Source organism: Bordetella genomosp. 9 (assembly GCF_002119725.1).
Taxonomy (GTDB): Bacteria; Pseudomonadota; Gammaproteobacteria; order Burkholderiales; family Burkholderiaceae_B; genus Bordetella_C.
Genome location: NZ_CP021109.1, coordinates 2,935,115 through 2,960,688, shown reverse-complemented (window position 1 = coordinate 2,960,688; position 25,574 = coordinate 2,935,115). Strand labels below are relative to the sequence as shown.

Sequence of the window (25,574 nt, the reverse complement as noted above, 5' to 3'; positions counted from 1 at the left end):
GAGCACAGGGCGACGAGCATTCGAATTCCGAGGATAAATCGTGCAAACGCAAGCAGCAGACGGTGTACTCTGTATCGGTCTGTTAGAGGATGATGCGGACTTCCGCGAGGAGCTCAAATTGGGCCTCGGCGGTTACGGTTTTCGCGTCAACTTCGCCTGCGGTAGCGCCGCGGAGTTCTATCGGCACGTCGAAAGCCAGCCCTGCGACATCGTCATCCTGGACGCCAACGTCGAAGGCAGCGAAGACGGCTTTTCCGTGGCTACCCGGTTGCGCGCGCTGCACCCCGTGGGCATCGTGATGCTGACCGGCCGGGGCGCCTTGGAGGATCGGGTCCGCGGCCTGGAAGGCGGCGCCGACATCTATATGACCAAGCCGGTCGATCTGCTCGAATTGAGTTCCGTGATTCGCAGCCTGGCGCGTCGCATGCGATTGTCGCGCACGCCGCCGGCGGCGGTGCCGGGCGACCGCCTGCCGCAGACCTGGAGCCTTCAGGATGGCGGATGGATCCTGGTGTCGCCGGATGGCGGCAGTCTTCATCTCAGCGCTCAGGAACGGGTTTTCCTGAACGCACTGATGGAAGCCAGCGGAAACGTCGTCAGCCGCCAGGCGCTGTCCGAACTTTTCAGTCCCAACAATCCCAGCGAATTCGAATTGCGCCGCATCGATGTGCTGGTCAGCCGTCTGCGGGCCAAGGCGCAGTCCAGCGGCATGAAGCTCCCGGTCCTGTCGGTTCGCGGACAAGGCTACGTTTTCGCCGCGTGACGCCGGCGCGGACGCGGTTGCGGCGGGCGGCGCGCTAGCGCGCCCTGTCGCCAGGCAGCGCGATCGTGAACCGGGCGCCCTTGCCCGGTTCGCTTTCGACGGTCAACGTGCCGCCCTGGCGTTCGCATATCTTGCGCACCAGGTACAGTCCCAACCCCATGCCCTTCGTCTCGCGATGCGCCGCGCGGCGGAAGTGCGGATCGAAGATGCGCGCCTGGTCTTCCTTGTCGATGCCGGGCCCGCGGTCGGCCACGGCGATCCACGCGGTACGCTCACGCGGCGCCGTCAAGGTGCCCACCTGGATCACGATCGGCTGGTCGGCGGGCGAGTACTTGACCGCGTTGTGAAGCAGGTTGCGCAGCACCACACCGGTGAGCGGGCCGTCGCACCAGGCCATGGCCGGGGCGGGCGCCTCGACGCGCAGGCGGTGGGCGACGTCGCCCTGGACCGAGGCCGCCACATCGGTGGCCAGGCGCGCCAGGTCGACCATCTCGTGGCGGGGCGCCACGGCTTCCTCATAGGCGCTGTCCTGGACCAGCAGCTGGTCCATCAGTTCACCGATGCGTGCCACGGCGCGATCGATCCGTTGCAGCCGGGCATCGATTTCTTCGCCGCTGCCCGCCAGCACCATCTGCAGCGACTGCACCGCCGCGCTGATGGTGGAGACGGGCGAGCGCATTTCATGCGCCAGCAACGCGTTCATTTGACGCTGCCGTTCCAGTACTTCGTCCAGCAGTGCAAGCCGCGTTTCGATTTGCCGGCGGCCCGCCGCGGGATCGACCGGCGCTTCCATGGGGACGGCTGCGCCGGCAGGGCGGCCGCCGGAATGCCGGCCGGGATATGAGGTGCGCCGGGGAGCGAAAGCCAGACTCAGCACGACGGCTGCCGCCAGCACACCCATGATGGCGGCAATGCCGGCCAGGATGGCGGGCGGTCCCGCCTCGCCGGGGCCGAGCCAGGAGGCGATGATGCCTCCCGCTGCCGCCACATCGGCGGAAGCGGCTGCGAGCAGCCACGCCGTGATCCAGGGGATCGCCGCGCCGGCCAGCGGCATGCGGCGCTTGCGCATGACGCTGCCGGCCATCCACAGCAGGGCGGCGGCGCCCACGCCGAGGCAGGCGGCCGACAGATTCGCTTTTCCGGCAGGCGTGATTCCTTCGATCAGCACGCCCGCAAGCAGCGCCAGGCGCAGCGCCTGGGAAAGCGGCAGAAGCAGCGATGGGAGCGCCGGGAAACCGCTGCTGCGGCGGCGCACGGCAAGCAGAAGGGGGACGGCGATTGCGATGACCAGCGTCGCGGCAGCGCCCCGCGGGGATGTCACAAGTGCGCCACTCGCGGCGGAATACCAAATGTCGGAGTTCATTCAGACAGCAGAAGGGCCGGCGCGGCATGCGCCGTCGCCGGCAGATTGGACGGGACCTTGGAAGGTTGCCGGCGTTTCGTTGCGCGCAAGTATAGCGGTACGGTGTTGATCAAGCCGCAAGCGGTTCGGGCGCACGTCGCAGCGTCGCAATACCCAGCCCGTCGAGAAACGCCTGCGCGTGGGCATCCGCGTCGCCATCGGCGTAGACCTCGATGCCCAGCGCCTTCGCGGTGTCGCGCACACACGTCGCCAGCTGCCGGCTCCCGGGGCTGCGCGCCATGCCGGCAAGAAAATCCGCGCCGAGCCTGAGATAGGCAATAGGCAGTTCGTGCAGCCGGGTCATGGCGCTGAAGTCCTCGGCCAGCCGCCGCATGCCGACGCGCGCTCCCGCTTCGCTGGCGACTTCGCACAGATGGCGCACATCGGCGAAGTTCTGCACCAGCCCCCGCGCTTCGACCTCGAGTACCAGGCGAGCGGCCTGTCCGGGGCGATCCCGAAGCATCTGGCCCAGGCGCGGAAGGAAATTGGATTGCGCAAGCGACGGAACGGCGATGGAGACAGCCAGCATGCCGGCATGCGAGACGAGCCAGTCCAGCGCAAGGCGGACGGCCTGGATATCGCATTCGGTGGACAGCCCCAGTCGTATCGCTGGCGGCATGAAGTCCTCGGCCGCTATTGGCGCGCGGGCCTCGGCGTCGTGCAGCATCAGTTTGCCTTCGTTGCGGATAAGCTTGCCGTCCGGTCCGTTCAGAGCTTGGGTGCTAAGCGAAAACCGGTGCTGCTCCAGCGCCATCACGAGGGTATCGCGCCACTGGAGCTCTCCGGCTGCCTCCGCTCTTGCCGGTACATCGGCATGGACGGGGGCATCGGTATCGGCGCTTTCCGCCCGCATCAAGCCATGGTCCAGCGATGCAAGCAGTCTGCTGGCCTGGTCGCCGCGCGTGTAGGCAGCGATCGCAAGCGCCCACCGGCACCAGCTGCGTTCCCCAAGGGAAACGCGCAAGGCATGCAGTTCCTGGCGCAACTGGTGCGCGACCTGATCGGCCGTGGCGGCCGTCACCCCGGGCAGCAGCAGCGCGAAATCGGAGCCGTTCAAACGGGCCAGCAGAAAAGGCGGCGCATGGCGCCGGCCCAGCTTCTGGTCCAGCCGCAGGGCGACCGAGCGCAGCCACTGGTCCGTGAAGTCGCGTGGCATATGCCGGTTGATGGCGGCCAGGTCGCGCTGCCGGAACATCAGCACGTGGCCGCCTTCCTCGCCGTCGCGCGCACCAGTGGTAAGCGCGCGTCTGAGCTCATTGAAAAAATACTTGCGGTTCGGCAGCCGCGTTACCGGGTCCAGGTGCAGTTCCAGCTGCATCGATTCCAGGCGGGCGTTCGTCTCCTGCTGCGCCATGCGAAACCGTTCGCGCGCTTCTTCCAGCGCATCGGCGACTTCGGCGGTTTCAGCGCCCGGGGGCAGGGGCGTGGGCCCGGGACCGCCGTGCGCGAGCGCGCGGATGTGGCCGCTGATGCTGTGCAGCAAGCGGCTGTGCCGCAGCCGGCGCCGTTCGCCGGCATAAAAGAACGCGCACATTCCCGCGAGCAAAAAGAGCAAGACCGCGGTGTTGAGTCCCCAAGGCTGCGAGGCGGCCAACAGCAGCGTGGCGGCCGCGGCGGCGAAGATGAACAGGTGGCGCAGTATGGACATAGGCCCCAGGTTCCGTGGAAAGCGGCGCGTCCGGTTGCCGGCCGCGGCCCGTGACAGGGAGAAACCGCGCATAGTTTAGGGCCGGGGCCGCCGGCTGTCCCGTCCCTTCGCGGGCCAGCCCCTTGGGATGCGCTATTGCGCCACTTCCTCGCGTTCCCGCCCGTAGACTTCCACGCGGTTGCGGCTGCCGCTTTTGGCGCGGTACAGCGCCATATCGGCGCGCATCAGAAGCGTATCGAGCGATACGCCGGGCTCGTGCATGGCCAGGCCCAGCGAGATGGTCATACTGAGCGGGCCGCCTTCCAGCAGACCGATCTTCATCCCGGCAACGGCCTGGCGCAGGCGCTCGGCCGCGACCAGGGCGGCCGGCAGATCGGTATGCGGCATGAGGACGGCGAACTCCTCGCCGCCGAAACGGCCGATGATGTCGCTGTCGCGCAGCGTGTTGGTGATGGTGTCCGTTACGCGCCGGATGGCCTGGTCGCCGACGTGGTGGCCGTAGCGGTCATTGATGGATTTGAAATGGTCGATGTCGATCAGCAACGCGGCAAGGGGATGGGGATAGCGGCGGCATTGCAGTATCTGGGCCTCGGCCGTTTCCATGAAGGCGCGGCGGTTCTTCAGACCCGTCAGGGGGTCCGTATTCGCCAGCCATACCAGCTGCCGGGTCCTGTGCGCCACGGCCGATTCCAGCCGCGCGTTCGCTTGCGCCATGCGCTGGTTGAAATGACGGGCATGCCGATTCAGCACCAGCAGCCACACGGCCAGGATGCCGCTGCACGCGAGCAGGCCGGCGAAGGTCCATTGCAAGCGGCGGAAGCCGTCCGCCAGCGCGGCGTTTTGGCGGCCGGCCGCCGCGCGTTGCGCCTGCTGCGCGACGTCGGCGATGCGCTCGGTCAACAGGCGCGCCTCGTCCGCGTGCCCGGCAAGGTCCGCCGCGGCCGCACGCAAGCGGTCCGCATCGCCGGTCTCCACCGCTTCCCGCCAGCTGCGCAGCCGGTCGTCCAGCAATTGCACGTCCACGCGCGCCGTCGGGGCGGCGCGCACAAGGGCTACGGCGCCGGCGCTTTCCGCGGTGCCGGGATTGACGTAGGTCGCCAGCGCCTGCACACGCTGCACGAATTCCCGGCTATCCTCGCCCTTGAGCACGCGCTGCGCGGCGTCTATCAGGCGGTCCATTTGTGAAACCAGACGGTAGCTGTAGACGCCGGCGTCCGTCACGCCCAACTGCGAAGCCATGCGCGATTGAGAGAACAAGGTCGCGCCGGCGAGGATCGCCAGCGTGACCATCGCGATCAGCAGGATGATGAGGGCGATCGCCAGCCCCCGCCGCCGTGGGGCGGGAGGCGCGGGATGCCAGCTGTCGTCCTGCGGCAGATCTGACTCTTTGGCATGCGCGGGCGGCGGTAGCGTCATGGTTGCGCGCGGCCGGTGCGAATCTTCAGGCCGGCACGACGCGGTAATGGATGGCGCGGCGCGCCGTCCTCTCCGGCCGCAAGCCGGGGCCGGCGCCAGGCGCTGCATCGGGCTGCTCGGTCAAACGATCGTACATGCAGTCTCTCTCCTGTCAGGACGGTGAGCGCGGCGCAACGAAACGGCTGGGCCAGGGGCCTGGGCAAGGTCCCGGCAAAGGGGCAATACGTGCGAAAAGGCGTGGATGCGGGACGGCTCGAGGCCGCATGGGGCCGTCTGATACAAAAAGCATCGGGGATTTTCAGCGGGTTAGAATTTTGGGTCCAGCGGGCGGGGGTATCAACAACGAAGAATCGCACTGCATTGCGCAGTATCTTGGTTTTGTTACTCAGTGTCTCCTGCTATGCAATCTTTGTCGCTGTTTAACCATATCCCGCACCGAGGATGTCCGCAGCGCCGCCAATGTCATAATCCGCTTACAGCTTTCACCCCCAGGCGCATCCACGAGCAGACATGTCGGGCAATACTCTAGGCAAACTCTTCTGTGTTACGAATTTCGGCGAGTCGCACGGCCCCGCCATCGGCTGTGTCGTTGACGGTTGCCCTCCCGGCCTGTCGCTGTCCGCCGAAGACATCCAGGCGGAGTTGGACCGCCGGCGCCCGGGTACGTCCCGCCACGTGACCCAGCGCAAGGAAGCGGACCAGGTCGAAATCCTTTCCGGCCTGTTCGAGGGCGTGACCACAGGCACGCCCATCGGCCTGCTCATACGCAATACGGATGCGCGCAGCAAGGACTACGCGAATCTGGCGGATACCTTCCGGCCGGGGCACGCCGATTATGCCTATTTCCGCAAATACGGCGTGCGGGATCCTCGGGGGGGCGGCCGTTCCTCTGCTCGCCTGACGGCTCCGACGGTGGCGGCTGGCGCCATTGCAAAGAAGTGGCTGGCCGCCACCCATGGCGTGCGCGTACGGGGTTATATGAGCCAGCTTGGTCCGATCGCCATCCCGTTCGACTCCTGGGACGCGGTGGGAGCAAATCCTTTTTTCGCGCCCAACGCGGCCATCGTCCCGACGCTGGAGTCCTTCATGGATGAACTGCGCCGCGATGGCGACTCGATCGGTGCCCGCATCGAGGTCGTCGCCGACAATGTCCCGGCGGGTTGGGGCGAGCCGCTGTACGACCGGCTGGATGCCGATATCGCGCACGCCATGATGGGCCTGAACGCGGTCAAGGGAGTGTCGATTGGCGCCGGGTTCGACTGCATCGCCCAGCGTGGCTCCGAACATGGCGATGAAATTACGCCGGACGGTTTCGTCAGCAATCATGCCGGGGGCGTCCTCGGCGGGATTTCCACCGGCCAGGCCATCACGGTTTCGCTCGCCATCAAACCGACTTCCAGCATCCGTGTGCCGCGTCGTTCGATCGACCGCGCCGGCACCCCGACGACCGTTCAGACGCTGGGACGCCACGATCCGTGCGTCGGCATCCGCGCCACGCCCATTGCCGAGGCGCTCCTCGCCATCGTGCTGATGGATCACGCGCTGCGGCAACGAGGGCAGTGCGGGCAATAACGGCGGCGCGCCGGTTCCCCGCTTCCCGCTTCCCAATAATCAGCTGAATCGAGACATGCAAGCATGGAGGGAAATCATGACTGATGGCGGCAAACGGCGCGGAGCGAGATCCGCGCTCGCCTCGACCTTGTTCGTGCTGGCCGCGCTGGGCGGCTGCGCGGGCGTGCACACCACACAAAGCGGCGCAGTCGGCGTGGACCGGACGCAATATATGTCCAGCCTCGTGTCGTCGCAGGATCTGCAGAAAGAGGCCGACCAGCAGTACGCCACCATCATCTCGCAGGCCAAGGCAAAGAACCTGCTCGATGTCAATGCGCAGCAGGTCGCGCGCGTGCGCGCGGTCGCGCAGCGGCTCATCGCTCAGGTGGGCACGTTCAGGCCGGACGCGGCGTCGTGGAACTGGGAAGTGCACGTGATCTCCAGCAGCGAAGTCAACGCGTGGTGCATGCCGGGCGGAAAAATCGCCGTCTACACGGGCCTGCTGGATCAGATCAAGCCGACCGACGCGGAGCTTGCGGCGGTGCTGGGGCATGAGATCTCACACGCACTGCGCGAGCATGCGCGCGAGCGCGTTTCCCAGCAGATGGCCACCAGCGTCGGCCTGAGCGTGCTATCGGTCGTCACAGGTTCGACGGCGGTGTCCGACCTGGGCGGAAAGCTGTCCGATGTCATGTTCACCCTGCCGAACAGCCGCACGCATGAGGCGGAAGCCGACCGCATGGGCGTGGAGCTGGCCGCGCGCGCCGGGTATGACCCCAATGCCGCCGTTTCGCTCTGGCGCAAGATGGGCGCCGCATCCGCGGGCAATGCGCCCCCGGAAATCCTGTCTACGCATCCTTCCGCGGAATCGCGCATCGCCGACCTGCAGGTGGCCGCTCAGCAGGTAATGCCGCTCTATCAGCAGGCCCAGGCCGGCAAATAGCGCTTCCGGCCAAACCGTTCAGGAACCCGCCGCAGCGCCTGCGGCGGCAGGCAGCATGGTACTGGAAGTACTAGTATGCCTGCTGCCGTTGTACTAGGTTCGCACGCGGCGCATAATTCCGGCTCCGGCCGGCGTCCCGGCCGGCCTTTCCTGGCTGTTACCCTGTTCGGTGAATGTTCATGGCCCAATCCCTCTACGACAAACTCTGGGACGCGCACGTCGTCCACCAAGAATCCGACGGCACCTGTCTGCTGTATATCGATCGGCACCTGCTCCATGAAGTCACCAGTCCGCAGGCGTTCGAAGGTTTGGCCCTGGCCGGCCGCAAGCCGTGGCGTGTCGATGCCAACCTGGCCGTCGCCGACCATAACGTTCCGACCCTGAATCGCGAACAGGGCATCAGCGACCCGATTTCCCGCCTGCAGGTCGATACGCTGGACCAGAACTGCGACAAGCACGGCATCACCGAATTCAAGATGAACGATCTGCGCCAGGGCATCGTTCACGTCATCGGTCCGGAACAAGGGGCGACGCTGCCCGGGATGACCGTGGTGTGCGGCGATTCGCACACCAGCACGCACGGCGCCGTGGGCGCGCTGGCTTTCGGTATCGGCACGTCCGAAGTCGAACACGTACTGGCCACCCAGACGCTGCTCATGAAAAAAAGCAAGAGCATGCTGATCAAGGTCGAAGGCGAACTGCCGTTCGGCTGTACGGCCAAGGACCTGGTGCTGCACGTCATCGGCGTGATCGGCACCGCCGGGGGCACCGGCCATGCGATCGAATTCGGCGGCTCCACCATTCGCTCGCTGTCCATCGAAGGCCGCATGACGGTGTGCAATATGGCGATCGAGGCGGGTGCGCGTTCCGGCATGGTGGCCGTGGACGACAAGACCATCGACTATTTCCGCGGCCGTCCGTTCGCACCGATCGGCGCGTTGTGGGACCAGGCCGTGCAGTACTGGCGCACGCTGCATTCGGATCCGGACGCCAGGTTCGACCGCATCGTGGAAATCGATGCGCGTGAAATCAAGCCGCAGGTGACGTGGGGCACCTCGCCCGAGATGGTGCTGTCCGTGGACAGCCGCGTGCCGGATCCGGACCGCGAGAAGGACGATGTCCGCCGCGGCGGCATGGAGCGGGCCCTGCAATACATGGGGCTGAAGCCGAACACCCCGATCACCGACATCCGTATCGACCGCGTGTTCATCGGCTCGTGCACCAACTCGCGCATCGAGGATCTGCGCGCGGCCGCCGCGGTCGCCCGGGGCAAGCGTGTTGCTTCCAACGTCAAGCAGGCCATGGTGGTGCCGGGTTCCGGCTTGGTGAAGCAGCAGGCCGAACGCGAGGGGCTGGACAAAATCTTCCGTGAAGCCGGGTTCGAGTGGCGGGAGCCGGGCTGTTCGATGTGTCTGGCCATGAACGCGGACCGGCTCGAGCCGGGCGAGCGCTGCGCCTCCACATCCAATCGCAACTTCGAGGGCAGGCAGGGGCAGGGCGGTCGCACGCATCTGGTCAGCCCCGCCATGGCGGCCGCCGCGGCCATCGCCGGCCATTTCGTTGACGTCAGGAATTTCCGCTAAAGATCATGCAAGCATTCACCCATCACGAGGGCCTGGTGGCCCCGCTCGACCGCGAAAACGTCGACACGGACCTCATCATCCCCAAGCAGTTCCTGAAGTCCATCAAGCGCACCGGCTTCGGTCCCAACCTGTTCGACGAGCTCCGCTATCTGGATCACGGCGAGCCCGGCATGGACAACAGCAAGCGGCCGCTCAATCCCGACTTCGTGCTGAATCAGCCGCGCTACCAGGGCGCCTCGATCCTGCTGGCGCGCAAGAATTTCGGGTGCGGTTCGAGCCGTGAGCATGCGCCCTGGGCTCTGCAGCAATATGGCTTCCGCGCCATCATCGCGCCCTCGTACGCGGACATCTTCTTCAACAACAGCTTCAAGAACGGCTTGCTGCCGATCGTTCTTTCGGAGCTGGACGTGGCGCGGCTTTTCGACGAGGTCAAAGCCTTCCCCGGCTACAAGCTGAAGATCGATCTGGACCAGCAGGTCGTGACGACGCCGGAAGGGCGCGGCATTCCGTTCGATATCGAGCCGTTCCGCAAGTATTGCCTGCTCAATGGCTACGACGATATCGCGCTGACCCTGCGGCAGGCCGACAAGATCCGCGCCTTCGAAGCCGAGCGCCTGGCCCGCCACCCCTGGCTGCAAACCCGCACGCTCGGCTGAGCCGGCGCGGCGGAATCTTTTCATTGGATGCATTGATGACACACAAGATTGCGGTCCTTCCTGGCGACGGTATCGGCCCGGAAATCGTCGAACAGGCCCTGCGCGTGTTGGGCGCGCTGAAACTGGATCTGGAGATCGGGCAAGCCGCGGTGGGCGGCGCTGCCTTCGACCAGTTCGAACATCCCTTGCCGCCGGCCACGCTGGAATTGGCGCAGAAGTCGCGCGCCGTGCTGTTCGGCGCGGTGGGCGACTGGAAGTACGACAGCCTGCCGCGCGAGTTCCGTCCTGAACAGGCGATTCTGGGCCTGCGCAAGTCCCTGGGCCTGTTCGCCAATCTACGGCCGGCCATTCTGTATCCCGAGCTCGCGAACGCATCTTCGCTCAAGCCCGAGGTAGTGTCCGGCCTGGACATCCTGATCGTGCGCGAACTGACCGGCGACATCTACTTCGGTACGCCGCGCGGCGTGCGCAGCGCGCCGGACGGCGGTTTCGCGGGCGAGCGAGAGGGCTACGACACGATGCGCTACGCCGAACCGGAGGTGCGCCGCATCGCGCGCATCGGTTTCGAGGCCGCGCGCAAGCGCAACCGCAAGCTGTGCAGCGTGGACAAGGCCAACGTCCTGGAAACCTCCCAGTTCTGGCGCGAAATCGTGATCGAAGTGTCGCGCGAGTTCCCGGACGTGACGCTGTCGCACATGTACGTGGACAATGCCGCGATGCAACTGGTGCGCGCGCCGCGCGAATTCGACGTTATCGTCACCGGCAATCTGTTCGGCGACATCCTTTCGGACGAAGCGGCGATGCTCACCGGCTCCATCGGCATGCTGCCTTCGGCATCGCTGAATGCGAGCGGACAGGGGCTGTACGAACCCAGCCACGGCTCGGCGCCCGATATCGCGGGCAAGGGCGTGGCAAATCCGCTGGCGACCATCTTGTCGGCGGCGATGATGCTGCGGTATTCGCTGGACCTGCCGGCCCAGGCCGACCGCATCGAGGCGGCCGTGCGCGCAGTGCTGGCCAGCGGGCTGCGCACTGCGGACATCTACGAACCGGGGACCACGAAAGTCGGGACAGCCCAGATGGGTGATGCGGTCCTGAAGGCGCTGGCGTCGTAACGCCGCAGTCCCGGGACGCGTCATTCCGGGCTTCGCCGCCGCGCCGCGCCTTTCCCGCAAAGGGCGGCGCGGCGGTTTCTGCTAAATTGTTGGTTTGTCGAGCGGAAAACGCCGACTTTGTCCAGAAAAACCTTACTTTTTGCGGCCGGGTCCGGCGCAGCAAAAAGATCCCGTTTTCTCCCCCTGATCAAGAGCGTACGAAATGAGCAATGCGGTGGGCCTCGTCGGTTGGCGCGGCATGGTTGGATCGGTTCTTATGCAACGCATGCGCGAGGAGAACGACTTCGCGCTGATCGAACCGGTCTTCTTCTCCACGAGTAACGCCGGCGCGGCGGCGCCCAAATGGGCCGAAGGCGCCGGCGCGCTGCAGGACGCCTACGACATCGACGCTCTTAAAAAACTGCCCATCATCGTGACGGCGCAGGGAGGCGATTACACCAGCGCGGTATACCCGAAGCTGCGCGCCGCCGGCTGGCAGGGGCTGTGGATCGACGCGGCCAGCACGCTCCGCATGGCCGAAGATGCCATCATCGTGCTGGACCCGGTGAACCGGCCGGTCATCGACGCGGCGCTGAAGCGGGGCGTGCGGAACTTCATCGGCGGCAATTGCACCGTCAGCTGCATGCTGATGGGTTTGGCCGGCCTGTTCAACAACGACCTGGTGGAATGGATGACGTCCATGACGTACCAGGCGGCATCCGGGGGAGGCGCCCAGCACATGCGCGAGCTGCTGACGCAGTTCGGGCTGCTCAACCAAGCCGTCAAGCCCCTGCTGGACGACCCTGCCTCCGCCATTTTGGAAATCGACCGCGGCGTGCTGGCCCGCCAGCAGGACGAAAGCCTGCCGCGCGAGCATTTCGGCGTGCCGCTCGCCGGCAACCTGATCCCGTGGATCGACAAGGACCTGGGTGACGGCGTGTCGCGCGAGGAATGGAAGGGCGGCGCCGAGACCAACAAGATCCTGGGCCGCGGCGCCGGCTTCGACGCCCCCGCCATCCCGGTCGATGGCCTTTGCGTCCGGATCGGCGCCATGCGGTGCCACAGCCAGGCCCTGACCATCAAGCTCAAGCGCGACGTGCCGCTTGACGAAATCACCGACATGATCGCCAGCGGTACGCAGTGGGCCAAGGTGGTTCCCAACACCAAGGAGGACACCATGAAGGCGCTGACGCCGGTCGCGGTGACCGGGACGCTGGATATTCCGGTGGGCCGTTTGCGCAAGCTTTCGATGGGCCCGCAATACCTTAGCGCTTTCACCGTGGGCGACCAATTGCTCTGGGGCGCGGCCGAACCGCTGCGCCGCATGCTCAGGATCGCGCTGGCCGAGGCCTGATTCGCCCTTGTCCGCGAACCATCGGTACAGGGGCACCCAGGGTGCCCCTGTCGTTTCGGCAACCTCGACAGGTACGTTACACTTTTTATACGCGGCATCGTCCGCTTCGCGGAAAACAGGCTTATGACCCTACGCCCGCTGCGCCCTTCGTCCACCTCGAGCCGGTATGCAACGCGTCTGGCGGTCGCCCTGGCGTTAGGCTGCGCGGTCGTCGCGCCGGCTCATGCTTTGAGGCTGGCCCATAGCCGCGTGGTTTCCGCTCCCAACGCGCCCTTGCAGGTACTGGTCGGTTTGACCGACCTGTCTCCGGACGAGCAGCGGTCGTTGATGGCTACGCTCGCCGATCCGGCGGCGTGGGAACGCGCCGGCATCACGCCCCCGGTTCCGCTGTCGACCCTGACCTTGCGCCTGGAGCCCGGTACGGGCCCCACCCGACGCAATCTGCGCCTGTCTTCGACGGAACCGGCAAAAGGGCCCGTCGTAGACCTGTTGCTCAATGTCGCCACCAGCGCGGGGCAGCGGCAGGTACAGATCAGCGTGATGCAAAGCGCAGGGGGCTTCCCGGGCCTGACGTCGCAGGCGCAAGTCGGTGGCGCGGGACGTTCCAGCGGGGCTGCCGGCGCCGTGGGCGTGCGTCCCGGCGATACCCTGTACGGCATCGCGCAGAGCCACCCGGTGCCGGGTACGACCATCTACCAGATGCTTGTCGCCTTGTGGCGTGCGAATCCCCGCGCTTTCATCCAGAACAATATGAACCTGGTGAAGGCCGGGACGACCCTGGTCGTGCCGGACGCAGCCACGGTGCGCGCCATCGATCCGGCCGAAGCGCGCCGTATTTTCCTGGAGCATGCCGAAGCCTATGCGCGTTACCGCGCGAGCCTCGCAGGCGCCGCTGCGCGCGGCGCGGCGGCGGCCGGCGCGGGGGCTTCCAACGCCGGACAGCTCGAGCCCGCGCCGGCCGCGCCCCCGCCAGCGCCCGCGTCGCAGGACCGCCTGCGGCTGTCCAGCGGACAGCCGGGCCAGGGCGACGCCGAGGCCCAGGCGCAAGCGCAGGCCGATGCGCAGGTCTCCATGGCCAAGGCCACTGAAGACGCGCAGAAGCGCGTCGACGAACTCGAGCGCAACGTCAAGGATTTGAGCGCCGCGCTGGCCGGCGCCCAGAAGCAAGGCCAGGCGGGCGCCGGCGGACAGGGCGCGCAAGCCCGGGCCGGTGCGAACGGCTCGCAGCCGGCGGGCGGCGCGGGACTGACTGTGCCTTCCTTGAGCGGGACCGCATCCGCGGGCGTTGGCGGCGGCGCCGCACGGACGGGTGGCGCGAGCCCTGTTCAGGAGTCGAACGCCAGCCGGACAGGCGGCGCGGCAACCAACGGCGCCCCGCAGGTCGGCCAAGGCGGACAGCCCGCAGCGGGCGGTCAGGGCAGCGGCGCCGGCAATGCGCCGGGCGGCGTGGACAGCAGCGCGGCAGGCGGTACAGGCGGCCCCGCGCCGGACGGCGAAGGCGGCCGTGCCGCCGGCAGTGCAGCAGCCGGCGCATCAGGGGCCGCGGCAGGCGAACCCGCTCCCGCGGCGGGCGCCACGCCGGCCAACGCGCCGAACGGGGCTTACGGCGGCGCGGCGGACAACCCTCAGGGCGCGCCGGCCGGCGATCAGCCGGAGAACGGACAGGGCGGCGCGCCGGGCAACGCCCAAGGCGAGGCGGCCGCTACGCCGGGCCATGGGCAGGGCGCCGCCGCGGGAAGCGCGCCGGGCGCGCCGACGGAAAGCGCCCAGGGCGGCACACCAGGCGCTGCGCCGGGTGGTCAAGGCGCAGCGCCGGCTGCATCTTCGGACGGTTCGACCGGGGATCCAGCCAGCCGCGCCGGCAGCGCGTCAGGCGCGCCCGCCGTGCCGGGAATCGCCGGAGATGCATCGAATCTCGGCGGAAAGGCCGGACCGTCCAGCGCCCCCGGGGCTGCGGGCACGCCGCAGTCCACCCCTGGCGCCGCCGGCTCAGGGGTCTCGCCGTCGTCGCCTTCCGCATCGGGCGGGGCTGGCGGCGCGCCGGGAACGCCGGCGACGACACCCGTTCCGGGCGCTGGCATGACGCCGCCGTCAGAAGGGGAGCCCGGCAAGCAGCCCAGCGCGACCGCCGGCCCGGAGGCTGACCAAGGTGCGGCAGGCAACGGCGAGCCCACGACCAAGGCCGCGGGTACGTCTTCAGGCCTGCCGGCGTGGCTGTCCGACAATCTGCTGATCGTCTTGACCGCCGTTCTGGCCGTGATTGCCTTCGTCATCGCGTGGCTGCTGCGCCGCGCTGCGGCAAGGCGCGACGAAGACCAGGACGATCTGGATGACGAGCTCTACATGGCCGAGATCGACCAGGAAGCCATCGACCGCCGCCTGCAGGGCATCAATCTGGACCTGGACGAGCCGCATGGCGGCGACACCCGGGACCGGTCCGGCACCATGCGGACCTGAACGATGCCCCGAATCGCGCTAGGCCTGGCCTATGACGGGGCGGTCTGGCAGGGATGGCAGACCCAACCGCACGGCGCCACGGTGCAGGACACGCTGGAGTCCGCGCTGGCGCAGTTCCTCGCGACGCCTGCCGCCACGGTATGCGCGGGGCGGACCGATGCGGGCGTCCACGCCGCCATGCAAGTCGTGCATCTGGACACGGACGCGGTCCGCCGGCCCGAATCCTGGGTGCGCGGCCTGAACGCCCTTTTGCCGGCCAGCATCGCGGTCCGTTGGGCGAAGCCGGTGCCGGACACCTTCCACGCGCGGTTTTCCGCGCTGTCCCGCACCTACACCTATCTGCTCTGGCATGACCGCGTGCGGCCCGCGTTATGGGCGGGGCGCGCGGGGTGGTGTTTCCAGCCCTTGGATGTGGACGCCATGCGCGCCGCCGCCGCATGCCTGCTCGGCGAGCACGACTTCAGCAGTTTTCGGTCATCGCAATGTCAGGCGCGTCATCCCGTCAGGGCGTTGCACCAGCTCGACATCGCCACGCAGGGCCGTTTTTTGATTGTCACCTTGCGCGCCAACGCGTTTCTGCATCACATGGTGCGCAACATCATGGGCGCTCTGCTGCAAGTGGGGCAGGGCAGGCGGCCGGTGGCGTGGATGAGCGAACTGCTCGCCGCCCGCGACCGCACGAAGGGCGCGCCTACCTTCATGCCGGATGGCTTGTACCTCTCCGCCATCGAGTATCCGGCGGTCTTCGAGCTGGACGATCTTGACGGCCGGCAGCATCTGCTGGCGCCCTTCAACTGAGCAGGGTTCCGCCGCGCCACGAATGCGCGAGTCTTCATCGCCCCGACCGAGGGGTAAACTTGTTGGTTTCCGCGGTCGCGGCGCAATTGCCATGGCTTGGCACGCCGCGCCGCGCCGGCCATCGCCGGAAGTCCTTTCGTATCCTGGTTTCTTTCCATGCGCACCCGCGTCAAAATCTGCGGCATGACCCGCCTCGAAGACATCGACACCGCCATCGAGGCGGGCGCCGACGCGATCGGGTTGATTTTCTATCCCAAAAGCAAACGCTATGTGCCAGTCGAACAGGCCGCCCGGTTGCGGCGCGCCGTTCCGGCCTTCGTCGATGTCGTCGCGCTGTTCGTCAACGCCGATGACGATGCAGTCAGGCAGGTGGTGCAGGAAGTGGGCCCGGACCTGCTGCAATTTCATGGCGAGGAAACTCCCGAAGCTTGCGCGCGCCACGGCAAGCGCTACATGAAAGCCTTCCGGGTAGGCGGACCTGGCGCCGACACGCCGGCGCGCCTGGCCGAAGCCTGCGGCCGCTTTCCGGATGCCGCCGCCTGGCTCTTCGACAGCTATTCCGCCGGCTATGGCGGCAGCGGCCTGTCGTTCGAACACGCGCTCCTCAAAGACGTGCGCGCGGATCGCGAGGCCGCGCCATTGGTGTTGTCCGGCGGCTTGTCGCCGGACAACGTCCAGGCCGCCGTTACGGCGCTTCGCCCCTGGGCCGTCGATGTCAGCAGCGGCGTCGAAGAATCCCCCGGCATCAAGTCTGCCGCCCGGGTGCGTGCGTTCCTGCGCGCCGTGCGCCAAGCCGACTGCGAGTCCACTTGAGCGTCCAGCCAACGACTCAGTCGGTTTGACGAGCAAAAAAACTGTCTATATAATTCTTCTTCTTTGCAGGCGGTTAGCTCAGCTGGTTAGAGCGCTACGTTGACATCGTAGAGGTCGTTGGTTCGATTCCAATACCGCCTACCACCGAATACACGCAGCAGGCCCGCCCTGCGCAAAAAACCCGCCGGTTTCCGTGGCGGGTTTTTTTATTCCCGCCACTGCCTCATTGCGCCGCAAGTTCGCGGTCACGTTTCTTTCCCAATAGCGTGGAATCGATTGGCCTTTCCTTTCTTCGGCTGACTGGTTCAAGATCGGCCGCAGGGACATCAGTATTCCGTCCGCCGTCGCCCGGGGCATCTTGTGCGCGGCCCTACGAAAACCGGTGCCGGCCGCCTTCAATCGTCATCGACGTGCGCTGAGGGCGGTTAATCAGTCCGACTTTTCTCCGGGCTGACCGGGAGGTATAGGCCAGCCTATTCAGAATCCTGAAATCCACGTCTCGCGGACGGCCGTACAGGCTTGCCGGTGAGGCGCGTTTCGTTCGGAATGAGGGGTCCTACGTGCATCGATCCGCGCAACGCGCGCGCTTTTCCATATGGCACATGGTATATGCGCTCGTTGCTGTCGCACTGCCATTTCTGCTCGCAATTCCGGTCATCCATCATCAGGCGCAGCGCCGCGCCGAGGATCAATTGCGGGTGGTCAACAACCTGGTGATCTCGCAAGCCGAAAGCATCGTCGACCATGCCATCCGAGTCGCGATCGAGATCGACACCCTGGCCGGCCAACCCTGCGAGCGGATTGCGGTGCCGCTAAGGGAAGCCGGCTCCTTGCGCCCGTACTTCCGCACCATTTCAGTGGTGGACCGCAATGTCGTTTACTGCTCGTCGGTCGCCCACCGGCAGGACCGGCCGATCGGACAACTGGTTCCCGGCATGACCAAGGTGCCGCCCGGCATCACGCTGTGGCTCGTGCCCGGGACCCCCATGGTGCCTACTCGTCCGGCGTTGCTCGTTTTCCTGGGGGTCGCGGATGGGCGCGGTGTGCTCGCGAGCGTTGACGGCCAGTATCTGAGCGATATCATCGGTGCCGCCGATCAGCAAGGGCATTACGCCGTGCATCTGCGTATCGGGGAAGGCGATGCGCTGAGCGCCAAGGGCATCCAGGCCTGGACGGCGGGCGCGCCGTCGCCCGATGCCGGGATTTCTCTTGTCCAGCGCTCGGCGCTGTATCCCGTGGAAGCGCGTGCGACGCTCAGCGCGCACCGCCTGGCCGCTTACCGCCATGCCCTGTGGTGGCAATACGCCCCGTTCCTCGCCATCGCCGCTGGGCTGCTGGGCTACTTCGTTCATCGATTGAATACGCGCCGTCTGGCAATGGCCACCGAGATCCGCAGGGGGATAAGGCGGCGTGAGTTCTGTGTGCTTTACCAGCCCATCGTCGATATGACGACGGGTGTCTGCGTGGGCGCCGAAGCGCTCATCCGCTGGCAGCATCCCGTCTACGGCATCGTGCAGCCCGAGCTGTTTTTCCCCCTGGTGGGCGAGAGCGCGCTGGCGATGCGGCTGACGCGACATCTGCTTTGCCTGATACAGCGCGATCTGGGTGCGGCATCGCTGCCGCCGGATTTTCATCTGAATATCAACCTGAACGCCGAGCACCTCTGCCGGCGCGAGCTGGTCGGCGACGTGGAGCGCTTCCTGCACGGCTTCAAGGCGTCGTCGCCGAAACTGGTATTCGAACTGACCGAACGCAAGGGTCTGCCGGACACGGCGGCTGTGCTGAGCAATATGCGCGCGTTGCGGGCGATTGGCGTGGCCTTCGCCATCGACGATTTCGGGACCGGGCACAGCTCGCTGGCATGTCTGGAGAAGATCACCGTGGACTATCTCAAGATTGCACAGGGATTCGTGTCCGTCATCGATACCGATGCAGTCAACGCGCCAGTGTTGGAGCTGATCATTTCACTCGGCGCGCGGCTGGGCGTCGCGCTGATCGGCGAGGGCATCGACACCGAAACGCAGGCCGCGTACTTGAAGGCCAAAGGAGTCAAGCTGGCCCAGGGCTCGCTGTTTTCCGCGCCTGTGCCGGCGATTTCCCTGTTGGCCAGGTTATAGCCGCCGTGGTCATGTTCGCACGGCAATGCCCGGATGGGTCATCCGGTCCTGCCGATTGCGTGGACCAGCGCGGCGAGCGAGGCCTCAATTTCCACAATGCCGCCGATGGCGCTCGTGATGGCGCGAACCGTATCAGTATCAGCATCGGCATCGGCATCGATTCCGTCAGGGGCTTGCGCATCATCGGGATGGCATCGACCTGGGCTCTCTTTGCGATGCCGACGGGCCGCATCGGCGACAGGCGCGAGCAACGCACTGGCGCCTTCCGCATCGCCGGTCAAGAAGGCAAGCGTTCCCTGTATGCGATGGGACACGTCTGCCGCCACGGGGTAGGCATGCTTGGTCAGCGCATCCTGCAGGGCGCAGCGGTCCTGGCGCAGGATTTCGTTGGCGCGCCGCAGGAATGCCCGACGGTCCTCAGGATCGGGATAAAGGTCCGCCAGCGAGGCGTGATCGATTTGCAGTGTCATGGTGTCTTGGCGATTACGTGATCAGGCATCCGGCATGGGGCCTTCGGGGACAGGCAGAAAGCCTGTCCGGCGCAGGGCCTGAAGCAGTTTCGACCGCGTCGTCGGTTTGGAAACGTAGTCGTCCATCCCGGCTGCCAGGCACGCTCGTGCGTCGGATTGAGTGGCGTTGGCGCTGAACCCGATCAAAATCGTCCGCGGCCAGCCATTGATCATCTCCTGCGTGCGGATGCGTCTTGCCAGCTCATAGCCGTCCAGCCGGGGCATGTGGCAATCGACGAGCATGACGCGAGGGCGGCGATCAAGCCAGGCCGAGTAGCCTGCTTCGCCGTCTTCGGCGGCATGGGCGTGGACACTCAGCAAGGCGAGCTGCCGCAGCGTGATATCCCGATTGATCTCGTTGTCTTCAACCACAAGAACTTCATCGGCGCCTATTGCCATACCGGCCGCCGGGGGCCGGGTTTCGCGGCCGGCTGCGCTTGCGATTGCCACATCCTGCGCAGCGCCCTCCGGCGGCGGATCCGATGCCTTGGCCTGCGCCCGCGAGCCGTCCTCGCCCAGTTGCAGTTGCGTTGTTGGATCCCGAGGCAGGGCAGGGCGGGGGGTGCCGGGGGATGGCGCCCATAGCGCCTCCAGCGTGCGCAGGAAGCCATACACGGAATGGACGGGGCCATGGCGCGCGACCGCCGTCATGACCCAGAACCCATCGCCGGCATCGGTGATCAGACGGATGTCCGAGGGCTGGCTGGGTGGCACGACCCGCAGACCAGCCTTGCGGCACCACGCGAGCAGCATGGGCCTCAGGACTGGATTGTCGGTGTGCACTGTCGCCGTGCGGCCGGTATGGCGGGGCCAGACGCATGCCGGCTGGTGCCAGCGCGCCGGAAGGCGCACGCGCGCGCGCGTGCCTTCCCCGCGGCGGCTGCGGATGTCGATGTGGCCGCCCATGCGGTCCACGAGATGTTTGACGATGGACAATCCGAGCCCGGTGCCGCCATGCCGACGGGTCGTGGAGGTATCTTCCTGCTGAAAGGGCGAAAACAACCGGCGTTGATACTCTTCCGACATTCCCGCGCCTGTGTCGATGACGTCGATTTCCACCTCGTCACGGTAGGCGTTCAGTCGCCGCCGCGCCGAAAGGGTGACCGCGCCCCGGTCGGTAAAGGCGATGGCGTTGCTCACCAGATTCGCTACGACCTGGCTGATGCGTATTTCGTCTCCGATCAGGCGCCGGTCGAAATGCGGCATCACGGCGACCGTCAGGACCAGTCCTTTGCGGCGGGCCAGGGGCAGGTACAGTTCTGCCATGTTGTCCATGGCCAGGTAGAAGTCATAGGGCGCGTTGCATAACTGGAGCGCGCCGGACTCGATCTTGGCGTAGTCCAGAATGTCGTTGATCACGCGCAGCAGCAGCCGCGCCGATTGCATGGCCGTGCCCAGGTAGTGTCGCTGTTCCGCGCTGAGCGGCGTTTCCTGCAGGATGTCGAGTACGCCGATCACGCCGTTCATCGGCGTGCGTATTTCGTGGCTGACCGTGGCAAGGAACGCGGACTTGGCCGAGTCCGCAGCCTCGGCGCGCTCACGCGCCAAAATGGCTTCGGCGCGCGCCTTTTCGGCGGTATGGCGCACGATACGCATGCGCCGTTGTGTCCAAAGCAGGGTGCAAACGGCAATCAGGGTGAGTGCAAAGCCCAGCGCGGCCAGCAGAAGCGATGCATTCCCGGTCAGGATGTCAGGCGCAAAAGCCATACGAGCGGGTTGATTACTCCCCGTCCGACTGGTCGAATCGTTCCTTCAGATACAGCGCCAGCGCAAGGTCATCGGCAAGCTCCAGCTTTTTCATGGCGCGCCGTTTGTGGGTGCTGACGGTTTTTTTACTGCGCAATAGCTTGGCTGCGATCTGTGTTACCGAAAGGCCAAGCGCGATATTGCGCAGGATTTCCAGTTCGGCGTTGGTGAGCTTGTCCTCCGGCCGTTTGGGCCGGCAGTCGCGGACGTGGCCGTCCGTGCACGAATAGAACGCCCTCGGGGTATTCATCGAGAGACGGATCATGTCGGCCAGGAAGGGCAGGCGTTCGCCCTTGGGGGCATATCCATTGGCGCCGGCCTTGAAGGCGGCGTATTCGGTATCGATGATCTTGCCGGCGGAAAACGTGATGATGATCAGGTCCGGATAGAGGCGCCGCAGTCGCTTGATGAAATGAATCCCTTCCCATGGCTGCCGGGGAAGATAGAAATCGACGATGACGGCATCGCACGGCACCTGTTTCAAGCCGTCCAGAAAGCGGACGGCGGATGTTTCGGTATGCACGACTTCGAAATCCGCCTGGTGCTGGAGGAAAGAGGCCATGCCCAGGGCGATGACGGGATGATCGTCGAGAACGGCGACGCGTATGCGGTGGCGCGGACGCGAGGTAAGAAGATACCGGCGTACGGAGGGCTCGCCTGAGATCAGTGTCTGCGTGGCGGCGGGCGGCAGGGGCGGGATGCTGGGCGCGAAGGTCATGCATTTCCTTGCTTGCTGGATGCGCACCGCGTGACGACGTGGCGCGGCGGCTTGCCAGCGGACGACAACCGGGCGCTGGCGGCGGGTGGTTACGCAGTTTATGGAAAGCAATCCCATATCAGCCATTCCTTAGGCAAAAATAAGACCGGGTCGAGAGCGGCGACATTGCCGATTTCATTGCCGGCCGAGAGGCCGCTCTGCGTAACCGGGGCGGCGGATTTTGCTCCCGAAGGGTGATACAATCGGAAAATTCCCACCGATCCCAGCCGCCATGCAAGTCAAGCACGCTGTTCCGGCCGCGCGAACGCCGACGCGAACCACGACCTGGAGTCTCTCCCAGCTCCCGCGTTGATCGCCGTTTCGTGTTCCGCCCGCTCGCGCGGGGATCGCAACACCAAGCAAAATCACTAAAAAACGCGGCCGACTGCCGCGTTTTTTTACTTGTTACTCAGGAAACTTCAGATGGTACAAATCACCTTGCCCGATGGTTCCCGCCGCGAGTTCCCGGGCCCCGTCACGGTTGCCGAGGTCGCGCAGTCCATTGGCGCCGGCTTGGCGCGCGCCGCCCTGGCGGGGAAGGTGACGGTGGATGGGGAGCCGGCCCGTCTCGTGGACACGAGCTACCGTATCGAGCGCGATGCGAAGCTGGGCATCGTTACCTCCAAGGACCCCGAAGGCCTGGACTTGATTCGCCACTCCACGGCCCACCTGCTGGCCTACGCCGTCAAGGAGCTGTTTCCGGAAGCCCAGGTGACGATCGGTCCGGTCATCGAAAACGGCTTTTATTACGACTTCTCGTACAAGCGGCCCTTCACGCCGGAAGACCTCCAGGCCATCGAAAAGAAAATGGCGGAGCTTGCGAAAAAGGACCTGCCCGTCACGCGCGAGGAGTGGACGCGCGATGACGCCGTGGCTTTTTTCGATCGCATCGGCGAGAAGTACAAGGCCGAGATCATCGCTTCGATCCCGTCGAACGAAACGATCAGCCTTTACCGCGAGGGCGACTTCATCGACCTTTGCCGCGGCCCCCACGTGCCGTCGACGGGCAAACTGAAGGTCTTCAAATTGATGAAGGTTGCCGGCGCATACTGGCGCGGCGATAGCAAGAACGAGATGCTGCAGCGCATCTACGGTACGGCGTGGGCGACGAAGGAAGAGCAGGACGCGTATCTGCACATGCTCGCTGAAGCCGAAAAGCGCGATCACCGCAAGCTCGGGCGCGAGCTGGACCTGTTCCACTTCCAGGACGAGGCTCCCGGGCTGATTTTCTGGCATCCCAAGGGCTGGCAGCTTTGGCAGCAGGTCGAGCAGTACATGCGCGGGGTCTTCCGCGAGAACGGCTACGAGGAAGTCAAGGGGCCGCAAATCCTCGACCTTTCCCTTTGGAAGAAAACCGGGCACTGGGACAACTATCGTGAAAACATGTTCACGACGGAGTCCGAGAATCGCGTGTACGGGCTGAAACCCATGAACTGCCCGGGTCATGTGCAGATTTTCAATTCGGCGCTGCGGTCCTATCGCGACCTGCCGCTGCGCTACGGCGAGTTCGGCCAGTGCCATCGCAATGAGCCGTCCGGTTCGCTGCACGGCATGATGCGCGTGCGTGGCTTCACTCAGGACGATGGCCATATTTTCTGCACCGTGGACCAGATGCAGGATGAGTGCGCCAATTTCACTGCCTTGCTGCAGAAGGTCTACCGCGACTTCGGCTTCGACCAGGTGCTCTACAAAATTGCGACGCGTCCGGAAAAGCGCATCGGCGACGATGCCACCTGGGATGCCGCCGAGCAGGCGCTTATGGACAGCCTGAAGCGTACCGGCTGCGAGTTTGAAATCTCGCCGGGTGAGGGCGCCTTCTACGGCCCCAAAATCGAGTACACGCTCAAGGACGCCATCGGCCGCCACTGGCAATGCGGCACGCTGCAGGTCGATTTCTCCATGCCGGTGCGCCTGGGAGCCGAGTATGTGGACGCGGATGACCAGCGCCGCCACCCGGTAATGCTCCACCGCGCCATCCTCGGTTCCCTGGAGCGCTTCATCGGGATGCTTATCGAGAACCACGCGGGCGCCATGCCGGCCTGGCTCGCGCCGGTGCAGGCGGTGGTGTGCTGTATTTCCGAGCCGTCGGCGGAATATGCGGCGCAAATCACGCAAACCCTGAAAAAACAAGGCTTTAGGGTCGAATCCGATTTGCGCGGAGAAAAAATCACTTATAAAATCAGAGAGCACAGTCTGCAAAAAGTCCCGTATATCCTTGTCGTAGGCGAAAAGGAACGGGAAGCCGGTTCGGTTGCCGTGCGCGCGCGCGGCGGGCTGGACCTGGGAACGTTGGCGTTGGACGACTTTGTCGCCCGGCTGGCGGCCGAAGTCGCGCAACGTCGCGATATCGGACATCCCGAGCAGATTTCGTAAACGTTTTAGGAGTCGTCAACATCGCCACTGAAAAAGCCAACCGCATCAACGGTGAAATTCGTGTCCCCGAGGTGCGCCTGATAGGTCAGGAAGGAGAGCAGCTCGGTATCGTCAAAATCGCCGAGGCTTTCCGTCTTGCCGAGCAAGCCGATCTGGACCTGGTGGAAATCGCGCCCAACGCCGATCCCCCGGTGTGCCGCCTGATGGACTACGGCAAGTTCAAGTACCAGGAACAGAAACGCCAGGCGGAAGCCCGCGCCAAGCAGAAGGTCATCCAAGTCAAGGAAGTGAAGTTCCGGCCCGCGACCGATGAGGGCGACTATCAGGTGAAACTGCGCAACCTTCGACGTTTCCTCGAAGAGGGCGACAAGGCGAAAGTGACGCTGCGTTTCCGTGGACGCGAAATGGCGCACCAGGAACTCGGCATGCGGGTGCTCGAACGAGTGCGCGACGATCTGACGGAGTTGGCCATGGTGGAATCCATGCCCAAGCTGGAAGGTCGCCAGATGATCATGGTGTTGGCGCCGCGCAAGAAAGCGACGCAAGGCAAGGAAGCGGCGGGCGGCTGAGAAGCCCGCTTTCCTCCTCCCCTCCGCCCTCCTGAAGGAGGGCGGCGTACATTCCGGGTGTCGCGATGCATGTCCTCTTCATTATCGATCCCTTGCCGCTGCTGAAAGCGTACAAGGACAGTTCCGTTGCCATGATGCGCGCCCTGGCCGCGCGTGGCCATCGGTTGAGCGTCGCGCTGCAGGGCGACCTTTATATCGACGAAGGCAAGGTCCTGGTTTCGTCCACGCCCATCGAATTGGTCGCCGACGCCGACTTGCATGAGCATGCGTGGTGGCGGGACGCCGGGGCGCCGGTGGAACAGCCCTTGGCTGCATTCGACGCGGTGTTGATGCGCAAGGACCCTCCCTTCGACATGGAGTACGTCTATTCCACGCATTTGCTGGAGTACGCGCAGGGGCAGGGAGCGAAGGTCTTCAACGACGGCGGCGCCATCCGCAACCATCCGGAGAAGTTGGCCATCACCGAGTTCGCCGAATTCACTGCGCCGACGCTGGTCACGCGCAACATGGCGCGGCTGAAGGACTTTCATGCGCGGCACGGCGACGTCATCGTCAAGCCGCTCGACGGCATGGGCGGCACCGGCATCTTCCGCCTGCGTCAGGAAGAACCGAACCTGAATGCAATCCTCGAAACCCTGACGCACGACGGCACGCGCACGATCATGGCGCAGCGCTACATCCCCGATATCGTCAAGGGAGACAAGCGCATTCTGTTGATCGGCGGCGAACCGGTTCCCTATGCGCTGGCCCGGATTCCGCTGGCCGGGGAAACCCGAGGCAACCTGGCCGCGGGCGGGCGCGGGGTCGCGCAGCCCCTATCCGAGCGCGACCGCCAATTGGCGACTGCGATCGGCCCCCGTCTGGCGGCGCGCGGGCTGCTGCTGGTCGGCCTGGACGTCATCGGCGACTACGTCACCGAAGTCAACGTTACCAGCCCCACCTGTTTCGTCGAGATCACCGAGCAGACCGGCTTCGATGTCCCGGGCATGTTCGTGCAGGCGCTGGAACGCGCCGTCGCCGCGTAA

The 25,574-nt window shown here is 65.6% G+C and carries 20 protein-coding genes and 1 tRNA gene; 15 read left to right on the top strand and 6 right to left on the bottom strand.

Annotation, left to right across the window (positions count from 1 at the left end; all coding sequences use genetic code 11):
• Positions 1 to 40: 40 nt before the first annotated feature.
• A complete protein-coding gene (locus tag CAL13_RS13565; protein WP_086072671.1) occupies positions 41 to 763 on the top strand; it encodes a response regulator transcription factor in 723 nt (240 codons plus the stop codon).
• Positions 764 to 797: 34 nt separating this feature from the next.
• Here the strand turns inward: CAL13_RS13565 and CAL13_RS13560 are convergent, their stop codons facing one another.
• From CAL13_RS13560 to CAL13_RS13550, 3 genes are all read right to left on the bottom strand, one after another.
• Positions 798 to 2,084: a sensor histidine kinase gene (locus tag CAL13_RS13560; protein WP_198297850.1), complete on the bottom strand. Its 1,287-nt coding sequence runs from the start codon at positions 2,082 to 2,084 to the stop codon at positions 798 to 800.
• Positions 2,085 to 2,235: 151 nt separating this feature from the next.
• Positions 2,236 to 3,813 (bottom strand): EAL domain-containing protein, encoded by a 1,578-nt coding sequence (locus tag CAL13_RS13555; RefSeq protein WP_198297849.1) that lies wholly within the window; start codon positions 3,811 to 3,813, stop codon positions 2,236 to 2,238.
• Positions 3,814 to 3,945: 132 nt separating this feature from the next.
• On the bottom strand, positions 3,946 to 5,229 hold the full coding sequence (locus CAL13_RS13550; RefSeq protein WP_157664479.1) for a GGDEF domain-containing protein: 1,284 nt from the start codon (positions 5,227 to 5,229) through the stop codon (positions 3,946 to 3,948).
• 510 nt (positions 5,230 to 5,739) lie between these two features.
• Here CAL13_RS13550 and aroC point away from each other — a divergent pair.
• The 11 genes from aroC (at position 5,740) to CAL13_RS13495 (ending at position 18,595) form a co-directional block, all read left to right on the top strand.
• Positions 5,740 to 6,801 carry a chorismate synthase gene (gene aroC, locus CAL13_RS13545; RefSeq protein ID WP_086072668.1) on the top strand — a complete coding sequence of 354 codons (1,062 nt, stop codon included), beginning with the start codon at positions 5,740 to 5,742 and terminating at the stop codon, positions 6,799 to 6,801.
• A 76-nt stretch (positions 6,802 to 6,877) separates the two neighbouring features.
• On the top strand, positions 6,878 to 7,723 hold the full coding sequence (locus tag CAL13_RS13540) for a M48 family metallopeptidase (RefSeq protein ID WP_086059459.1): 846 nt from the start codon (positions 6,878 to 6,880) through the stop codon (positions 7,721 to 7,723).
• Between the two features lie 179 nt (positions 7,724 to 7,902).
• Positions 7,903 to 9,306 (top strand): 3-isopropylmalate dehydratase large subunit, encoded by a 1,404-nt coding sequence (leuC, locus tag CAL13_RS13535; RefSeq protein WP_086059458.1) that lies wholly within the window; start codon positions 7,903 to 7,905, stop codon positions 9,304 to 9,306.
• Positions 9,307 to 9,311: 5 nt separating this feature from the next.
• Positions 9,312 to 9,962 carry a 3-isopropylmalate dehydratase small subunit gene (gene leuD, locus CAL13_RS13530; protein WP_086072667.1) on the top strand — a complete coding sequence of 217 codons (651 nt, stop codon included), beginning with the start codon at positions 9,312 to 9,314 and terminating at the stop codon, positions 9,960 to 9,962.
• A 35-nt stretch (positions 9,963 to 9,997) separates the two neighbouring features.
• Positions 9,998 to 11,077 (top strand): 3-isopropylmalate dehydrogenase, encoded by a 1,080-nt coding sequence (gene leuB, locus CAL13_RS13525; RefSeq protein ID WP_086057860.1) that lies wholly within the window; start codon positions 9,998 to 10,000, stop codon positions 11,075 to 11,077.
• A gap of 202 nt (positions 11,078 to 11,279) precedes the next feature.
• Complete coding sequence (asd, locus tag CAL13_RS13520; RefSeq protein WP_086057859.1) at positions 11,280 to 12,410, top strand: aspartate-semialdehyde dehydrogenase; 1,131 nt, start codon at positions 11,280 to 11,282, stop codon at positions 12,408 to 12,410.
• Positions 12,411 to 12,533: 123 nt separating this feature from the next.
• On the top strand, positions 12,534 to 14,867 hold the full coding sequence (locus CAL13_RS13515) for a FimV/HubP family polar landmark protein (RefSeq protein ID WP_086072666.1): 2,334 nt from the start codon (positions 12,534 to 12,536) through the stop codon (positions 14,865 to 14,867).
• 3 nt (positions 14,868 to 14,870) lie between these two features.
• A complete protein-coding gene (gene truA, locus CAL13_RS13510) occupies positions 14,871 to 15,665 on the top strand; it encodes a tRNA pseudouridine(38-40) synthase TruA (RefSeq protein ID WP_086057857.1) in 795 nt (264 codons plus the stop codon).
• A gap of 156 nt (positions 15,666 to 15,821) precedes the next feature.
• Positions 15,822 to 16,478 carry a phosphoribosylanthranilate isomerase gene (locus tag CAL13_RS13505; protein ID WP_086073646.1) on the top strand — a complete coding sequence of 219 codons (657 nt, stop codon included), beginning with the start codon at positions 15,822 to 15,824 and terminating at the stop codon, positions 16,476 to 16,478.
• 67 nt (positions 16,479 to 16,545) lie between these two features.
• Positions 16,546 to 16,622, top strand: a tRNA-Val gene (locus CAL13_RS13500).
• Between the two features lie 458 nt (positions 16,623 to 17,080).
• Positions 17,081 to 18,595, top strand: a complete 1,515-nt coding sequence (locus tag CAL13_RS13495) for an EAL domain-containing protein (RefSeq protein WP_157664875.1) — start codon at positions 17,081 to 17,083, stop codon at positions 18,593 to 18,595.
• 38 nt (positions 18,596 to 18,633) lie between these two features.
• Here CAL13_RS13495 and CAL13_RS13490 read toward each other — a convergent pair whose 3' ends face one another.
• The 3 genes from CAL13_RS13490 to CAL13_RS13480 are packed head-to-tail and all read right to left on the bottom strand — an operon-like array spanning position 18,634 to position 21,568.
• Entirely contained in the window at positions 18,634 to 19,065 is a 432-nt protein-coding gene (locus CAL13_RS13490) for a hypothetical protein (protein ID WP_086072664.1), read from the bottom strand.
• Between the two features lie 21 nt (positions 19,066 to 19,086).
• Positions 19,087 to 20,811 (bottom strand): ATP-binding protein, encoded by a 1,725-nt coding sequence (locus CAL13_RS13485; protein ID WP_086072663.1) that lies wholly within the window; start codon positions 20,809 to 20,811, stop codon positions 19,087 to 19,089.
• A 13-nt stretch (positions 20,812 to 20,824) separates the two neighbouring features.
• Positions 20,825 to 21,568 carry a response regulator transcription factor gene (locus CAL13_RS13480; protein ID WP_086057853.1) on the bottom strand — a complete coding sequence of 248 codons (744 nt, stop codon included), beginning with the start codon at positions 21,566 to 21,568 and terminating at the stop codon, positions 20,825 to 20,827.
• Between the two features lie 462 nt (positions 21,569 to 22,030).
• On the opposite strand from CAL13_RS13480, the gene thrS reads away from it, so the two are divergent.
• From thrS to gshB, 3 genes are all read left to right on the top strand, one after another.
• Positions 22,031 to 23,980 (top strand): threonine--tRNA ligase, encoded by a 1,950-nt coding sequence (gene thrS, locus CAL13_RS13475; protein ID WP_086057852.1) that lies wholly within the window; start codon positions 22,031 to 22,033, stop codon positions 23,978 to 23,980.
• A 20-nt stretch (positions 23,981 to 24,000) separates the two neighbouring features.
• Positions 24,001 to 24,549, top strand: a complete 549-nt coding sequence (infC, locus tag CAL13_RS13470; protein ID WP_086057851.1) for a translation initiation factor IF-3 — start codon at positions 24,001 to 24,003, stop codon at positions 24,547 to 24,549.
• A gap of 65 nt (positions 24,550 to 24,614) precedes the next feature.
• On the top strand, positions 24,615 to 25,574 hold the full coding sequence (gshB, locus tag CAL13_RS13465) for a glutathione synthase (protein ID WP_086072662.1): 960 nt from the start codon (positions 24,615 to 24,617) through the stop codon (positions 25,572 to 25,574).

Bases quoted from the DNA above. Each gene is read 5' to 3' on its own strand.
- CAL13_RS13555 (WP_198297849.1), bottom strand. From the start codon at position 3,813: ATGTCCATACTGCGCCACCTGTTCATCTTCGCCGCCGCGGCCGCCACG.
- CAL13_RS13550 (WP_157664479.1), bottom strand. From the start codon at position 5,229: ATGACGCTACCGCCGCCCGCGCATGCCAAAGAGTCAGATCTGCCGCAG.
- aroC (WP_086072668.1), top strand. From the start codon at position 5,740: ATGTCGGGCAATACTCTAGGCAAACTCTTCTGTGTTACGAATTTCGGC.
- CAL13_RS13540 (WP_086059459.1), top strand. From the start codon at position 6,878: ATGACTGATGGCGGCAAACGGCGCGGAGCGAGATCCGCGCTCGCCTCG.
- leuC (WP_086059458.1), top strand. From the start codon at position 7,903: ATGGCCCAATCCCTCTACGACAAACTCTGGGACGCGCACGTCGTCCAC.
- leuD (WP_086072667.1), top strand. From the start codon at position 9,312: ATGCAAGCATTCACCCATCACGAGGGCCTGGTGGCCCCGCTCGACCGC.
- leuB (WP_086057860.1), top strand. From the start codon at position 9,998: ATGACACACAAGATTGCGGTCCTTCCTGGCGACGGTATCGGCCCGGAA.
- asd (WP_086057859.1), top strand. From the start codon at position 11,280: ATGAGCAATGCGGTGGGCCTCGTCGGTTGGCGCGGCATGGTTGGATCG.
- CAL13_RS13515 (WP_086072666.1), top strand. From the start codon at position 12,534: ATGACCCTACGCCCGCTGCGCCCTTCGTCCACCTCGAGCCGGTATGCA.
- truA (WP_086057857.1), top strand. From the start codon at position 14,871: ATGCCCCGAATCGCGCTAGGCCTGGCCTATGACGGGGCGGTCTGGCAG.
- CAL13_RS13505 (WP_086073646.1), top strand. From the start codon at position 15,822: ATGCGCACCCGCGTCAAAATCTGCGGCATGACCCGCCTCGAAGACATC.
- CAL13_RS13495 (WP_157664875.1), top strand. From the start codon at position 17,081: ATGGTATATGCGCTCGTTGCTGTCGCACTGCCATTTCTGCTCGCAATT.
- CAL13_RS13490 (WP_086072664.1), bottom strand. From the start codon at position 19,065: ATGACACTGCAAATCGATCACGCCTCGCTGGCGGACCTTTATCCCGAT.
- CAL13_RS13485 (WP_086072663.1), bottom strand. From the start codon at position 20,811: ATGGCTTTTGCGCCTGACATCCTGACCGGGAATGCATCGCTTCTGCTG.
- CAL13_RS13480 (WP_086057853.1), bottom strand. From the start codon at position 21,568: ATGACCTTCGCGCCCAGCATCCCGCCCCTGCCGCCCGCCGCCACGCAG.
- thrS (WP_086057852.1), top strand. From the start codon at position 22,031: ATGGTACAAATCACCTTGCCCGATGGTTCCCGCCGCGAGTTCCCGGGC.
- gshB (WP_086072662.1), top strand. From the start codon at position 24,615: ATGCATGTCCTCTTCATTATCGATCCCTTGCCGCTGCTGAAAGCGTAC.